The sequence below is a fragment of the Paenibacillus etheri genome (assembly GCF_001012825.1).
In the GTDB taxonomy this organism is placed as follows: Bacteria; Bacillota; Bacilli; order Paenibacillales; family Paenibacillaceae; genus Paenibacillus_AQ; species Paenibacillus_AQ etheri.
The window spans coordinates 272,008-287,746 of record NZ_LCZJ02000037.1; the positions used below are offsets into that span (position 1 = coordinate 272,008).

Consider the following 15,739-nt stretch of genomic DNA (forward strand, 5'->3'; position numbering starts at 1 on the left):
GGTGCAAAGAATGAAATTGGCAACTAAATTAACTTGGATGATGTTCAGCGTATTACTTCTTGTTGGATCATCCATTGGGTTCTTCGGATACCGTACTGCATACAAGCAAGTAGACGAAGCAGCAGGTATCGAATTGGTAGGATGCGCCAATATTACAACCGGGCTGATTGACCCATCAGACATTACCGCATTAATTGCAGGAGATCAAAGCAAACTGGAGGCTGTCGAGGACCGGATCGGTTGGATTGTGGCACATAAGGCTATTTTTAAAGAGGCATTCATTTTGTCTTTAGATGGAAAAGTTCTTGCCGCAGATTCAAGCTTTAAAGCAAGAGGTTATAAAGCAGGCGATACTTTTTATTTCTCAGATGAAGAGAAGGAAAAGATCACTACATCTAAGCATTCCGCCTACTCCAAGGTTTATACATACGAAGGCACATCACTCAAGACGGGCTACGGCCCCATCTATCAGGATCATGATCCGTCCAAGCCTATAGTCGCTCTAATGGCTATTAACTTCGATGGACCATTAATTCAAGAACGGACCCGGGACATCATTGTTCAGCCCTTTATTATTGGGGCTTCCATTCTAGTTATTGCTATTGTAGCAGCATATCTGTTAATCCGCAGAATGGTAAGTCCTTTAACGAAGCTATCCAGAGGCGTAAATCTTGTTGCACAGGGCGATCTCACTCATGATCCTATTTCATTCAACAGCAAGGATGAGATTGGTACTTTAGCCCGTAATTTCAATGACATGACGCAGAGCCTACGTATGCTCATTACCGAGGTCAATGAAACCTCTATGCAGGTGGCGTCTTCATCCGAAGAGCTCTCTGCCAGTGCACAAGAAACTAACCGTGCTGGTGAGTACAGTGTCAACGTTTCGATTGAACTTGCCGATGGAGCTAGTACACAACTGCAAAATCTGGAGGGTGGATATAAGTCTGTACAAGACTTGTCACACTTCATTACAGAGATTGCAGGAAATGCAGATAACGCGATGAATAATGCTACCAGTAACGCTGAAAAGGCGCGAACAGGTCGAGAAGCAATGGATTCTACGACACAGCAGATGAGCATCGTCAGTGACAGTATTACTGATTTAGCTGTCATTATCGAAACCTTGGGTGGCTACTCCAAGGAAATCGAGAATATCGTGGGCACGATTGCGAGCATCGCAGAAGAAACCAATCTGCTGTCGTTGAATGCAGCCATTGAAGCGGCAAGAGCCGGAGAAGAGGGAAGAGGCTTTGCGGTAGTTGCCCAATCCGTACGCAAGCTTGCCGAGCGTTCCGCCCACTCCGCTGCTCAAATCGGTCAACTCGTAAGCATCATCGTAAATCAGATGGACCAAGCAGGAGAAACCATGAAACGCTCTACGGAAGAGATGGACCAAGGCCGGGAATTGATCGTAACGGCAGGGCAATCCTTCTCCGAGATTGAGATGTCTGTCTCTGGGATGGCTTCACAAAGCCAGCAGATTTCCGGGACAGTCCGCGAACTAGCATTCATCTCCGATGGTCTCGTTGCTACTCTTCAGAATATCGTAGACGTCGCTAATCAGACAGCAAGCGGTGCGGAAACTTTATCCGCCTCCTCACAAGAGCAGCTTGCAGCCATGGAAGAAGTGGAATCAGCTGCAGGTTTCCTGTCCTCGCTAGCTGAGAAGCTACAGATTTTAATTGAACGTTTCAAAGTATAATCATTCTTATTCATGTAAGTTCTTAAACTTAAAGGGGCTAGCGACCAAGCAGAGAAATTCTGCGTGGTGCTAGCCCCTTTTCTATGTATTGAGATCATGATGCTGCCGTATTCGCTATAAACCACTCACCGAGCTCATGTACAGGCATCGGCCGACCGTAATAATAACCTTGCATGACTCTACAACCCAGTGATTTCAGCAATTCGATCTGCTCTGGTGTCTCCACACCTTCCGCCACGACTTCCATATTAAGATGGGTCGCAATCGCAATAATATTGCTGATAATAGCTTTCTTAGAGTGCATCTTGCTGTTACGAATAAATACTTGGTCAATCTTGAGTGTGTTCACCGGGATCTCATCCAAATTACCAAGGGAGGAGAAGCCTGTCCCAAAGTCATCCAGCGATACTCTTACCCCAAGCATCCGAAGTCTGGACAGCTGCGCAACCGTCTCCTTCATGTTATGCATCGCAATGGACTCTGTAATCTCCAGTTCGAGGAAGTGTGGCTCTAATTCTGAACATGTGAGTGCTTCCGCTACAACATCGTATAGACTCCCATCTTCAAACATTCGTGCCGACATATTAATAGAGACTGGTACGCTAGCTATCTCTTCCTTATGCCAGAACCTGTTCTGACTACACACATCATGTAGCATCCAATAGGTGATTGGAACAATCAGTCCTGTCTCTTCTGCAATCGGAATGAATTCCGCAGGCGAAATGATCCCATGCTCTGGGTGTCTCCAGCGCAGCAATGCTTCAAGACCTACCGTAACATTCATATAAGAATCCCATTTAGGCTGATACACAACCATAAACTCAGAACGTGCCAACGCTTTACGAAGATCCTTCTCCAGCGACATCCGCCGCAACTGATGGCGATTTGCTTCTAGGTCGAACACACTGCATTTGTTCTTACCCGAATCCTTAGAAGTATAAAGAGCTGTATCCGCAGCCTTCATTAGCGCTGAGCGATCAGTCCCATGCAAAGGAGTCATACTGATACCAACGCTTGCAGTAACATATAGCTCGTTGCCCTGAATAGGATAGAATTTCTTAAGTTCATGCATAATATGCCCGGCCTCTTCCTGCGCACCCTCCAGCGTACAATCTGGAAGAGCAATCAGGAATTCGTCACCTCCTAAACGGAAGATCTCCCCTTTGTCTCCTACAGAACGAATTAATCTTACAGCAACCTCCTGCAGTAACATATCACCTATATCATGTCCAAGCGTATCATTAATCGACTTAAAGCGATCTAGATCTACAATAAAAACAGCACCAGATCTACTTCCGAAAAATTCATCTTTAAAATAGCGTTCAAGTCCATGCCGATTCGGCAGCTCTGTTAGTGGATCTTGGTAAGCCATTCGTTCAAGCACATGGCGATCCAGAAATACGGCGCCAGCAGAAACTGCGAGCATAAGTAGCGCTACCAGCGAAACTCCAATTAACAGTACAATATCAGTCTCCGCAATAAAAGGTTTGCTTACGAGTAAGTTGTTATATTCGAAATGACTAGCCCTTACACTTGTATAATGTAATCCGGCAACTGAAATTCCAATAAACAATGCCGAGTATAGCTTCCACCTTTGAAACCCTGCGCATTCTTTAAACTTGTGAAACATCAATAATCCGATATAAGACGAAACCAAAAGAAGGGTTACAGCAACGGCTTGAATCCATGAATCATAATGAATCTTAGCCGCAATCTTCATAGCAGACATCCCGCCTGGAACATAATTGACCTCAGCCGGAAAGCGACTCGCCATTATCCCAACATAATGTATTGCCCAAATACCGCAGCCTAGAACACAAGCCCCCGAGATTAACCAAAGACGTCGGATTTTGCCGGTAGAACGCGAAACTTGCGAGATCAGATTCAATGCGGAATAAGTAACTGTCGCCGCTAGCACAAATGATAGTAAAACAATCCAAACATTAAAGTGGATGCCCATTTTATCCATTAGTTAACCTCTTCACCGGTTTTGGATCCCGTAATCGCTCAGCGTATTTCTCAAGTAAAAAATCATTACACGAATATCAGATATATGGAAGAGTGCGTAAAGATTATAGGTTATCCATAAAAAGAAACTTTAGATGTATTCTACTCTGTATTCAGAAGATTGTCTAAGTAAATACTGGGATTTATACCCTTTTTTATTACGCGAAAAATGTCCATATTTGACACAATCACTCAACCTGGAAAACTTGAACCATGACCTGCTGACGATACGCTTTTTGGAAAGGTAATTCGCCATATCCATAGATTCAAAACCACTAGAGCCAACAGGTAGATGTAAACTCCACCCGTAAATAAAGTGAAGACGTAATGTATACCTGCCATCCCCATCAATAAGAATAACAACCCAAAGGAGTTTGCGGTGTAATCCTTCTGTTTAGCTGCCTCATAACGTTCTGAGAAAGGTAGTACCGGAGGATAAGAACGGAAGCAAATGACCGCATAGATCAGCATTGCAAACAGTACCACTACTAGGTCAGGCACAATCCGCAGCCCAAATAACCAAAGATATACTATCGCTTCTATAGCGAATAAAGGTAATAGCAGGCGAACTATCGCTGCCTTAAGCATTCCACGATAGATGGGTGCGGTGTTCGGCAGAGGAATCAGCTTATAAATCCAAGACCCTTTATAACTCCCAGAGTACCTTAGCATTAGCACAACCGTCTGAAGTAGCGTCGCTCCGAAATAAATCATTAGATAGGTGCTTGAACCCTTGATAGACGATACATTACCGTCCCAAAGGATCCCAAATATAAAAATGAACGGGAAAACAATGGAATAGCCAATGGCCGGATATACCTTTAACTTGAAGTCACGCTCATTCTTCATCATCGACCAGCTAAAACGAAAGAACATGCCCTCTACCGGGTTCTTACAAGTTATTTTCGATAACCAGTCCACCATTCGGGCGTTACTTTTGCCAACGTTCCCTTGCTCTGAAAGCTTCTGTAAACTCTTTTCGAATAGAGGCGTCAGCTTAATATAAGCCACAATCAGCAGCAGCGGAATTACTAAAGCTAGCACTGAAAGCACCACGAAGTTTGTATCTCCCGCCCCGCCAATCAACATCTCAAATGGAGCTGCAAACCAAATCGGAGAAATCAAATACTGCCACCATGCCGGGTTAAAAGAGAGACTCATTTCAGCAATATCGAAAAGTCTAATAACGAGCTGATACCCTACTGTAATCCCTATAGTCAAAATGATCTGTACATAATTTATAATATCCTTGAGCTTCTCACCGTCAAAAAACTTCATAATCATTAAATAAAGCAGTGCCGTAATTACTAGGATAAAGCAATCCATCAAGATGATCTCCACAGCATATAGCAGAAAAAAAAGAACTCCCTGTTTGAACAGGCAAAAAATCAGCGAAGGTCCGGTTAATGTCAGCGTCACTGAAAACAAATAAATGAGAATGTGGATGCTCTTGGCCATGTTCAAGGTACGGCGGTTCACTGGCTTTGAAGCCAGTATGTTTTTGTCCCGAAGATCAAGCATCACGGAAGAGAAATCAGAGATCAGTGTGGTCGTAATCATAAACATCACTACACCAAATACTAGGCTCATTTGTAGCATATAGTTGCCCGTTAACATCATAAGAGGAATTAACATGACTCCAAAAAGCAAATAAATCCACTGTACGCGGAGCGGCGAGCCCTCTTTCATCTCCTCCTTTTTCTGCATTCCAGCAAGCACTGTCGGTGTTCTTCTTCCGTCCATCGTCAGTTTGACCTGCAGAATACTCCGCATCACGTCATAATCAACTCCGATTCGGCTAAACCCACCTCGCAGCTTATCCAGAAGCTTCAGCACATAGAAATCAGTCATGAGAGGGTACCTCTTGCATGACCGCAACAAATTCCCCAGCGATATCACGGTATTTATCAAATCCAGTTAATTGATTAAAAATATCCTCAAGCGACCCTTCGCGGCCCTTCTCTTGAAGCTCCGCAAAGCTCCCATCCGCCACGATATCTCCACCATCGATCAAAACAATCCGGCTACTGATCTTCTCAACCACATCCATGATATGTGAAGAATAGAAAATGGTCTTGCCCCGTGCCGCCAAAGATGCAAAAATCTCCTTTACCACCATTACGCTATTAGCATCCAGACCGCTCAGCGGTTCATCCAGGAATAGAATATCGGGATCATGAAGCATGCTAGAGATCAGCAGCACCTTTTGTTTCATCCCTTTAGAGAAGGTTGCGATCCTCGAATCATAGGCTTTCTCAAGACCTAGCAAGTCCATTAACTTTCCAGCTTTATAGTCCACATCACTACGCTTCATGCCATACAACTCGCCTACAAAGGTTAGATACTCTCTTGCGGTGAGGCTATCATATAATTCAGCTACCTCCGGCACGTAACCTATTCTTTTCTTGTAAGAAACATCTCCATCAGCAATATCCCTACCGAAAATCTCTACTTTGCCGTTATAACCTTCTACCAGACCGAGCATAATCTTAACGGTTGTACTCTTGCCTGCCCCGTTAGGGCCGATATAGCCAATAATTTGTCCTTTGTATACCTTAAGGTCAATACCCCTTAGCACCATTCGGTCAGTGTAGTTCATCCATAAACCAGAAATCGCAATGACTGGATCATCAGCAAGGCCCATATCCTAATCCCCTCTCTAGCGACTAATTGACGATGTTAAAAATTACTAATTCATAAAATTACAATTATTGTATCATTCAACTGAATCCCACTCCATAATTTAACTCACTTATCTTATATCTATGAATTCTAATACCATCTTCATCACAAAAGGGAGAACCCTTGGTTCTCCCTGAGCTTGTAGGGATCATCCCTCGCAAGTTATTCCGCTTGATCTACTTGATCATATGAAGCTCTGGCCTGTTCAACCAATTCATAATTTTTACTCGTCCACTGATTTAACGCTCTCATAGGTTCAAGTAAAGATACCCCTAGAGGCGTTAGAGAATACTCTACGATGGGTGGAACGGATGGTGTAATCTCACGCTTTACCAACCCATCTCGTTCCAGTTGCCGCAAAGTTTGAGTTAGCATTTTTTTAGAGACACCCTCGATTCGTCTTCTGATATCACTGTAACGAATGATTCCATCCTCCATGGCATAGATGACCAAAGCTGTCCATTTATTAGAGATAATATCAAGGACCTTACTGTACCCGCAAATCGATAACGAGATATCAGGCTCTACAGCATTCGTCGAAAATGGATGGTTCATATGAAGTCCTCCTATGCACTTTTGGGTTCCCTGGACACTATAAAGTGCCTCCTTACTTAAGGATAATTTATGGATTATTGTATGTCTATGCACTTCAAAAAGGAGAGATTGCGCATGAAAGTATACGAAATTCAAAGTGAATTTGGCCTAGATCAACTGAAGGTAGCCGAACGTCCAATTCCTAATCCTGGTTCTGGCGAAGTTCGTATAAAAATGCGGGCAGTTTCCCTTAACGCTAGGGATTTAGGTGTAATTGATGGCTTTTATAACCCGATTTTGAACGCTCCATTAATTCCGGTATCAGACGGTGTTGGTGAAGTTGTCGCCTTAGGTGAGTATACGTCCAGATTCAAGATTGGTGATCGGGTAAGCGGTATTTTTACTCAAAGCTGGATTTCGGGAGAACCTACACAAGAAAATTGGATGAGCTCGCTAGGAAGTCCGCTTGATGGGCTGCTTGCAGAATATGTTGTGCTTCCCGAGGAGGGATTGGTTCGTGTGCCAGATCTATTGACAGATGAAGAAGCGGCAACACTTCCTTGTGCAGGTGTTACAGCATGGCATGCTATTGTTGAAGAAGGTACGGTGAAAGCTGGAGAGACTGTAGTGATTCAAGGAACCGGTGGAGTTTCACTATTCGCGCTTCAATTTGCCAAGCTTCACGGCGCACGGGTGATCATCACATCAAGCAGCGATGAGAAGCTTAAGCGGGCCAAAGGATTGGGAGCGGATTTTGGTGTCAATTATTTAAACACCCCCGAATGGGATAAGGCTGTTCTTGAGCTGACAGGAGGACGCGGAGCAGACCATATTGTTGATCTCGGTGGATCTTCCACATTAAATAAGTCAATCGGGGCGCTGCGGGTGGGTGGTAGAATCAGTCTGGTAGGCGGTCTGTCGGGATTCCAAGTGGAAGGCTTTGAAATCATCCCTGCCATTCTGAGAAAAGCGCGCCTTCAAGCCATCAATGTTGGGAGCCGGGACATGTTTGAGACGATGAACCGTGCGGTCGAACAAAATGGACTTCGCCCGATCATTGACTCTGTGTATCCATTTGAACATTCTATTGAAGCATTGCAATACTTGGCTAAGGGTTCAACCTTCGGAAAAATATGCATTACATTTTAACATTAGAACCCCCCTGTTTGAGTACAGGGGGGTTAGATATAATTCAGCTACTACCTAATTATCTCGACAGCAGATTATAAATGACCTGTGCCGCTTGCGCTCTTGTAGTGACGTCTTTAGGACTCAACTTGCTATTCGATCCGGTCACTACACCTCTTTCCACCAGCGCCTGAAGAGCTTCCTGTGCATAGCCAGCAATCTCCCCTGCATCACTAAAATCAGAAAGAGCTACATTCTTCTTCTTCTCGGATGGCAATTCACCCAGCGCTACAAGCGAACGGTACAAGAGTGTAAATAGCTCCTGTCTAGTGATCTGAACCTCTGGTTGGAATTGATTATCCCCTGAACCTGTAGCTACCCCAAGACGCTTAGCAGTCGCGAGATAGTTCGTGTAATACGTATTGCCCGCATCCGTAAAATTATCAGTTGCGGTAGCATCCGGTGTGATGCCATAAGCATTCAAGAGCAAGACTATGAATTGACCTCTTGATATTGCGGCATCTGGACTGTAATGTTCTGCATCCGTACCGGATGTAATGCTACGTGCTGCAAGATAACCTACTGCACTGCTATACCATGAGGTGTCCGAAACATCCGCAAAGATCACCTTGTTATATCCAATAATATATTGGGAGAAATGCGTGGTAACAAAATCCACAGTTCCCTTGGCAGCGTTATAATTCCCGCGTACATTCTCCAAGCTTCCGGAGGTATTGATATGGTATACGATGACCGCATCTTTCTGTTCCCCCGCTTGCAGTCTATACGGCACACTGATATGGACACTGCCCCCACCAAAGGTGGAAATGGTACTCTGGCCAGCTTTTACCGACAAATCATAAACGGGTCTGTCGCCGAGAACAGCCTTACCTTCTGCCGTTAACGAAACCTTAGCGATGGTTATGACAATATCCGTTGCATCCGAAGCTGCATTGATACTTACCAAAGATTTGGCATCGAGCGTAATCGTACCTACATTCTCATAATAAATTGTAATCCTGGCCTTTGTACCAGAGACCAACTCGTTAATTATGCTTCTCGATAGGGTAAGTTCGGCTGTTTTGGTTTCAGAAGTAGCTGCAACTTTAATCTCCAGTACAGCTTTCTTCCCATCTGCTTCTGCCTTTTTTGCAAGATTCACAAGCTCGGTAGCAACTTCTTTTGTGATTGTTGCTGTGGTTACTCCTGTGGTTTTATCCGTTTTGGTTACTGCTGTTGATGATAAATTCACAGTGTCTCCGGTTGTTGTTGTAGCAACCAGTTGAGGGCTTGCTGTTGGTGTGGTCGTGCTCGGCGCAGGATTACTGCTGCCGCCCGGTCCACTTGTTCCTGGGTCTGAAATAGATACATAAGCAGGGACAACGATAGCGGTTACTGGACTTGCTTTATAACCTTCTTTCGCTGCATATCGCACTTGATACGTACCTGGTATTAGTCCTGTAATCTCTTTATCTGGTGCATACACATAATTAGTCACACTGGACAGCTTATATTCTAAGGTTGTCGTGGTTCCCGTAATTTTCCCATCATTGTTCGCTGTAGAGGTAGGGGCTACACCCTGCAACCCGGATGGCGCTGCTTGCTCTGCAGTGAATGCTGGAACGATCACTTCTGCTGCTCTGCCCGCATTAAATCCCTCTTTAGCTGCGTATCTTACTTGATACACCCCCGGTAACAGTCCAACGATCTCTTCATCTGTTGCATAGACATAATCGGTAACCGTTGATAGCCTATATTCCAAAGCTTTCGTAGTCCCTGTGATTTTACCGTCATTATTGGCTGCAGTAGTCGGCGCTACGCCCACTAGCCCTACAGGAGCTGCTTGCTCGCCATAGGCCGGAACTTCAACAGTAGCATCTTTACCTGCGCTGTATCCTTCTTTCGCCGCATATCGCACATTATAAAAGCCCGGAGTAAGACCTGTGATGGCTACGCCTGTTACCGGCTTATAATCAGCTTCTCCAACACCCTTATACTCCTGCCCTTCAGCTGAGCCCGTAATTTGCCCATCATCGTTAGCTTCAGAAGTTGGAGCTACGCCTAATAGACCTGTTGGAGCTGCTTGTTGATGGATATAAGCAGGCACCTCCACACTTACGTCTTCGCCAGCATTATAAGGAATGATCGTTGCGCCCGCTGCGGACGTTGGCCCTTGATATCCTGATGTAGCCGCATATCTTACCTTATAGACACCAGGCTCAAGCCCTGTAATCGCTGATCCTGATACTGGCGTATATGCCTCATCCCCAGCAAGCTTATACTCCAAGGCTGAACTTGTGCCCAAGATCTGCCCATCCTTACTGTCTGCTGTAGTAGGCGCTACACCTGTAAGTCCAGCAGGTACAGCTTCCAGTTTAGCGAATAGCTTATCCAGAGCTGTTGTAGTGTTAGTGTATCTAGCTCCGACAGGGTAATTCGCCTGCACGTAATCCGGTTGGATGTTCGTCCAGCTGTACATAAGCTCAATATGCCCTAGAATAGGTGCATTATTGCCGCCTGCATCTTTGTTGTCCTTGTTGTACGTGAACAGATATGGAACCTGAAGTCTGTCTCCAATCACGGTGTCTCCAAGCTCATTCACATAACTAATCACAGATGGTTTGGCTGCTGTATTGTTCTCGGTCTTGATATTAGTCAGATAAGTACGGACCAGATCAACATACAACTTCGCATATGGGTGATTGGTTGTTCTAATCTGAAGCTCATTATTATTGTGCGGATTGGCATTTCCCTTGGTGCCGCTGTTGTTGCTTGGTTCAGCAACCGTCACCCCAGAGTCGAGCTTCGTATCGAAGAGGTAGACCTTAGCGATATTATGTTTTTTGGCATACTCGTTAATATATTTAATAACCGCTTGCGTGTTGGGGCACCATGAGCCACCTAACAAAATCGCATAGTTGCCATCACTCGCCAAAATTTGCTTCAGCTGATGATAGGTCACATGTTCATACACGAGCGTACCGTCCGATTCGTTGAAGATCGTAGGTTTGCCCTCATTTTCGCCTTCGTAGTTCTTGTTAAATGCCGCCTTGATATAAGCAGATTCATCGATCGTGCTATACCCAGAAGCGGCACTAAGTACCTCTCTTACTGATGCTTTATACGCATTAACCTTCGCAGCATCAAGTGTTCCGTTCGTCAGGAACTCATTCCACGAGTAGCTTTTATCCAGATAGGATACAACAGGAGCGATATTTCCTTGTGCATCCTTGTGATCCTTGTTGTATACCAATAGGAATGAAGATTTGATCTTATTAGCCGTTACGATTTCCCCGTTTTTATTGGTATAGCTGACATTGCGTTCTGGAACATCTTTGGAGGACAGATTTAAATTCTTCAAATATTTATTTACCAGGTCAACGTATTTGTAAGCAAATTTATTATTGCTGTCTGCAATCTGGAGCGTATCACCGTCCAGCTTAGTATCAAAGTTATAAATCGTAGAGATGCCATACTCCTTAGCTACCTCATTGATAAAGCCGATATCGGCCTGTGTATTCTCGCTCCAAGCACCGCCGACCAGGACAGCGTAAGTGCCTTCACTCTCAAAAAGATGAACGATATCCTCATAGGTTGCCGTTTTAAATACATGGTTAGGATCATTCAGACGGTCATATACATGATTGAAATAATCAAAGTGGCTCACACCTTTGGATGATGAAGAGGTTAGCGCTTCTGCGCTATCCGTTTCAGCATAAGCTCTGCCTGCCTGAAGAGGCAGGACAAGTAGGGAAGCTGCTAGAAGCAGCGTTACAATTTTTTTGAATCGCAATGGTTTTATCATTATGTGCACCTCGCCTTAAATAGGTTTATGTGATGGGTGGCTGAAGGGAATCCTGAATGAGCCTGCCGCTCATCAAGGACAAACCTCTTCCTCAGCGGCGGGTGCGGGTGCCTGAACACTTTCTGCTGGAGCAGTTGCTGGTGCGCTGATCGTGGAGGATGCAGGTGCAGAAGACGCTGTCTTCGGTTGGGCAAACTCAACTACCGGAGCGGCTGTCGCTTTAACCACCTCAGTTGTAGAGAAGGTAATGGATTTCGATTTCGAAGGTGCTTCCGTTGCCGTTACCACAGGAGCCGAAGTGGCCTTAGGCTGAGCAGATACGACAGGAGCAGATGCCGGTTGAGCTGCTTTGGCAGTTATGATTGCTTTGGGAGCCGTCGTAGGTGCAGCCGTTGAAACCGGTGTAGCTGTTTGAGTTTGCGTTTTGACAGTCGCAGCTACCGTGGTTGTAGTTGTAGCTGCCTTAGCGGTCTCCGCGGCTGGAGCTGCAGTCGCCTTAAGCTGATCTTCACCCACTGCTGGAGCGGCTGAAGCAACGTTCTTCGTCGTTGAATGAACCGTGGCATCTGGAGCAGCGGTCGCTTCTGCGGAGACATTCTTCACTGCTGGAGCTGAAGATTCCGGTTGAATCGTTTCTGTAACGGGAGCCGAAGTGGCTTCTGCCTGAACAACGACTACGGCTGCAGAAGTAGCTACAGGTGCAGCTGCTGCAGAAACGGATACTGCTGTATTACTCCTTGCTTCAATGGATGCTGCCTCTGCTGTCTTTTTATTGGCGGATACTGCGGCATACGTCAGGGCGGAGAAGACGACAGTTGCAGCAACCAAAGATATCGTAAGTTTTTTCATAATGTGTACCATCCTTTTCAAATAAAATAAGACCCGGGCACGGCACGTATTACGTACCTGTTGAATCTCTGGCTGTCCAGTAGATCCATGCCACTTCACTACATTTTTGTACCTTACCCCCATTACCTCTCCCTTCTCTAAAATAAAAAAGAGACTCAACGAGACGCCTAACTAAGCGTCTTTCGTTGAATCTCCGGCTGTCCAGTCGATTCTAATTGTCTAACAATTAAGTTCCATATTATTCATGCTGAGGTCCCTTGTCAATCGAATTTTATTTTTCACATGGTTTTTATCGGAATTGATTATTTTTAACATATTATTACATTGACTTTACTATAAATTGTATATAGATTGTTCTCAATAGGATTAATCACATTAAAAAACTAGGTTTAAGGGGGTATTGGTAGTGAACATAGATAACAACTTGTTATCCGCCATTGAAACGAACTGGTATGGATTTGTTGCTTCCATATTTGTTTTTGCAATTTTGTTTCTACTGGCACGTAAACGAATTGGATTTGGTACCCGGGTACTCATCGGACTTGGCATCGGACTTATTGCCGGAATATTCTTTCAATACTTCGATTTAGAGACCAAAGCCATTAGCACGTTCGGCAGTATTTATGTCAGCTTGATTCGCATGCTCGTCATCCCTTTAGTATTCGTACTCGTATTGAACAGCATTTCTTCCTTAACTAATCTGGAATATCTGCGCAAAATAGGGATCAAAACTTTCGCTTGGTTCCTCGGCACGACGGGGATCGCTTCTATTATTGGCCTCTCGGTTGCGTTGCTGTTCAATCCTGGTCAAGGGATACAGCAGGACGTACCTGCAGATTTCGCCGCCCGGGAAATCCCGACCTTCTCACAGGTTATTCTGGACCTTGTTCCATCTAACCCTGTGAATGAAGCTGCTACAGGTAAGGTTGTACCTCTACTCATTTTCGCTATCTTCCTAGCTGTAGCTATAATCAAGATTGGCTCTAAGAAACCAGAAGCCGTGAAACCTGTACGTGATCTTATTGAATCACTGACACTGGTGCTGCATCAGGTCGTGAAATTCATTATTCGCCTGACGCCTTACGGTGTATTTGCGCTGATTGCGGGAATTACCGCGCGTTATGGCTGGGAAACGTTGCAGGAGCTGGGCAGCGTAATCATTACCTCATATGTCGCAATGATTATACATTTTGTTCTTATCTTTGGTGGATTAGTTCTATTGGTAGCGAAGGTGAATCCAATTCGTTTCCTCCGCAAAATCTATCCAACCATTACCGTCGCCTTCACGACCAGAAGTAGCTATGCAACACTTCCTGTCAATCTCGAAGTCATTACGAAACGCCTTCATGTCTCCCCGCGGATCGCGAGCTTTATTGCGCCGTTAGGAGCATCGGTCAACTTTAATGCGTGCGGCGGAATTTGGCCGGCGATTGTGGCTGTGTTTACCGCGCAAGTATTCGGGATTGATCTCAACTGGACCGACTACATTACGCTGGTCTTAGTAAGTATTATTTCTTCTATTGGTGTAGCTGGCGTACCTGGACCCGCAGTAATCTCCACTACGGTAGTCTTAACCGCTCTTGGTCTGCCACTTGAAGGAATCGCTATCGTTGCGGGTGTAGAAGCGCTCATCGATATGGGTCGTACCGCTGTAAATGCAACAGGGACAGCTGTAACCGCTCTGTTGGTGGCTAATTCCGAAGGTGAATTTGACCGCGAAGCCTTTAATAGCGATGATGACGAAGATGATATTCTCTTGAGCACAGTTTAAAAGCTGATCACGCAAGCAAAAACGCCTTCGGCGTCCCTAAAGGACGGTAAGCGTTTATGCGAGAAATATAGGGATAATGTATAACGTGAAACTTATACTTTCTTATAATTTAAAAAACCTCCGGCATCTGCTTATAGCAGAAAGCCGGAGGTTTTTTTGCGTACATCAATATTAAATCCTGCTATTACAGCATGCTAATTCTTTGCCGTTGTTTAGCTGAAGCAAGGCAGGTTTCAACCAGCCGCATACTTAGCACCGGATCCTCCGGTGCAATGAGTCTCTTTCCTGTAAACACAGCGGCTGCAAAATCATCCACCTGCCGAATGTAAGGATTAGCTCCTGTGGCATCGACCCGTCTCACCTCATCGCCGGTGTACACAAAGAATTCCGCATCCTCGTCTCTAGCGTTGAAAGGCATAGGCACCTCAATTCGTCCCTCAGTCCCAAGAATCTCCAAGAGCTGGCGGTTATATGCCCACATTCCGCAATCAAAGATCAAGCTTAAACCATTTGGAAACTCTACCAGCCCTGAAGCCATCATATCTACATTATCATGTTCAGGGGAGAACTTCGCATGCACGGTCACAGCTTCCGGCTCCGTCCCAAACAACAGTCGTGCCGCGCTTAACGGATAACAGCCAACATCATAAAGCGAGCCGCCACCCCAAGCCGATTTAAAACGAATATTTGAAGTGTCCGTAGCATCATTGTAAGTAAACGTGCCTCGAATCGAGCGTAATTCTCCGATTTCGCCGCTAGCGATAATGTCCTGAAGCTCAGCAATCCGTGGATGATGCCGATACATATACGCTTCTGCTAAGTGAACGCCTGCATCGTTGCATGCTTTCACCATCTCTGCAGCCTCTGCACTGTTCAGTGCGATCGGTTTCTCACATAATACATGTTTACCTGCTTCTGCCGCTCGGATCACCCATTCACGATGGAGATGATTAGGGAGCGGAACATACACCGCATCAATTTCTTTATCCGCAAGTAACTCTTCGTAACCGCCATATGCTTTCTCTATTCCGAATTCTGCGGCTACAGCGCTGCTTTTTTCCAAGCCACGACTCGCTATCGCTGCAATCACTCCCGAATCTGAATTCATGATAGCTGGCATCACTGAACCCGTCGCAATCTGCGCACAGCCTATGATTCCCCACCGAAGTTTTTGTACCATAATGGCACACCTCTTCCCTTGGATTAGTTACTATACTTTAAGACACCTTATCATAGAATGAAACTCATCACTAATAGA

The 15,739-nt window shown here is 45.2% G+C and carries 10 protein-coding genes; 3 read left to right on the forward strand and 7 right to left on the reverse strand.

The genetic code is table 11. The features are described 5' to 3' along the window. Window positions 1-10: 10 nt before the first annotated feature. Window positions 11-1,705, forward strand: a complete 1,695-nt coding sequence (locus tag UQ64_RS24725; RefSeq protein WP_060626035.1) for a methyl-accepting chemotaxis protein — start codon at window positions 11-13, stop codon at window positions 1,703-1,705. Between the two features lie 94 nt (window positions 1,706-1,799). Here UQ64_RS24725 and UQ64_RS24730 read toward each other — a convergent pair whose 3' ends face one another. The 4 genes from UQ64_RS24730 to UQ64_RS24745 all read right to left on the reverse strand — a co-directional run bounded on the left by UQ64_RS24730 (window position 1,800) and on the right by UQ64_RS24745 (window position 6,949). Next, window positions 1,800-3,674, reverse strand: coding sequence for a bifunctional diguanylate cyclase/phosphodiesterase (locus UQ64_RS24730; protein ID WP_060626036.1), 1,875 nt, complete (start codon window positions 3,672-3,674; stop codon window positions 1,800-1,802). A gap of 230 nt (window positions 3,675-3,904) precedes the next feature. Then, window positions 3,905-5,563 (reverse strand): hypothetical protein, encoded by a 1,659-nt coding sequence (locus UQ64_RS24735; protein WP_060626037.1) that lies wholly within the window; start codon window positions 5,561-5,563, stop codon window positions 3,905-3,907. After that, complete coding sequence (locus UQ64_RS24740; RefSeq protein WP_060626038.1) at window positions 5,556-6,356, reverse strand: ABC transporter ATP-binding protein; 801 nt, start codon at window positions 6,354-6,356, stop codon at window positions 5,556-5,558. The genes UQ64_RS24735 and UQ64_RS24740 overlap by 8 nt, the downstream gene beginning before the upstream one ends. 200 nt (window positions 6,357-6,556) lie before the next feature. Next, entirely contained in the window at window positions 6,557-6,949 is a 393-nt protein-coding gene (locus tag UQ64_RS24745) for a winged helix-turn-helix transcriptional regulator (protein WP_060626039.1), read from the reverse strand. 114 nt (window positions 6,950-7,063) lie between these two features. Between UQ64_RS24745 and UQ64_RS24750 the strand changes: the two genes are divergently transcribed. Continuing rightward, window positions 7,064-8,077, forward strand: coding sequence for a zinc-dependent alcohol dehydrogenase family protein (locus UQ64_RS24750; RefSeq protein ID WP_060626040.1), 1,014 nt, complete (start codon window positions 7,064-7,066; stop codon window positions 8,075-8,077). 58 nt (window positions 8,078-8,135) lie between these two features. Here UQ64_RS24750 and UQ64_RS24755 read toward each other — a convergent pair whose 3' ends face one another. Together UQ64_RS24755 and UQ64_RS24760 are read right to left on the reverse strand one after the other, a co-directional pair. Continuing rightward, window positions 8,136-11,861 carry an S-layer homology domain-containing protein gene (locus UQ64_RS24755; RefSeq protein ID WP_060626041.1) on the reverse strand — a complete coding sequence of 1,242 codons (3,726 nt, stop codon included), beginning with the start codon at window positions 11,859-11,861 and terminating at the stop codon, window positions 8,136-8,138. Between the two features lie 72 nt (window positions 11,862-11,933). Then, complete coding sequence (locus tag UQ64_RS24760; RefSeq protein ID WP_156417665.1) at window positions 11,934-12,710, reverse strand: hypothetical protein; 777 nt, start codon at window positions 12,708-12,710, stop codon at window positions 11,934-11,936. A gap of 412 nt (window positions 12,711-13,122) precedes the next feature. Here UQ64_RS24760 and UQ64_RS24765 point away from each other — a divergent pair, with 412 nt between their 5' ends. Further along, window positions 13,123-14,481, forward strand: coding sequence for a dicarboxylate/amino acid:cation symporter (locus UQ64_RS24765; RefSeq protein WP_060626369.1), 1,359 nt, complete (start codon window positions 13,123-13,125; stop codon window positions 14,479-14,481). Between the two features lie 184 nt (window positions 14,482-14,665). Here UQ64_RS24765 and UQ64_RS24770 read toward each other — a convergent pair whose 3' ends face one another. Next, entirely contained in the window at window positions 14,666-15,661 is a 996-nt protein-coding gene (locus tag UQ64_RS24770; RefSeq protein WP_060626043.1) for a Gfo/Idh/MocA family protein, read from the reverse strand. Window positions 15,662-15,739: the final 78 nt, after the last annotated feature.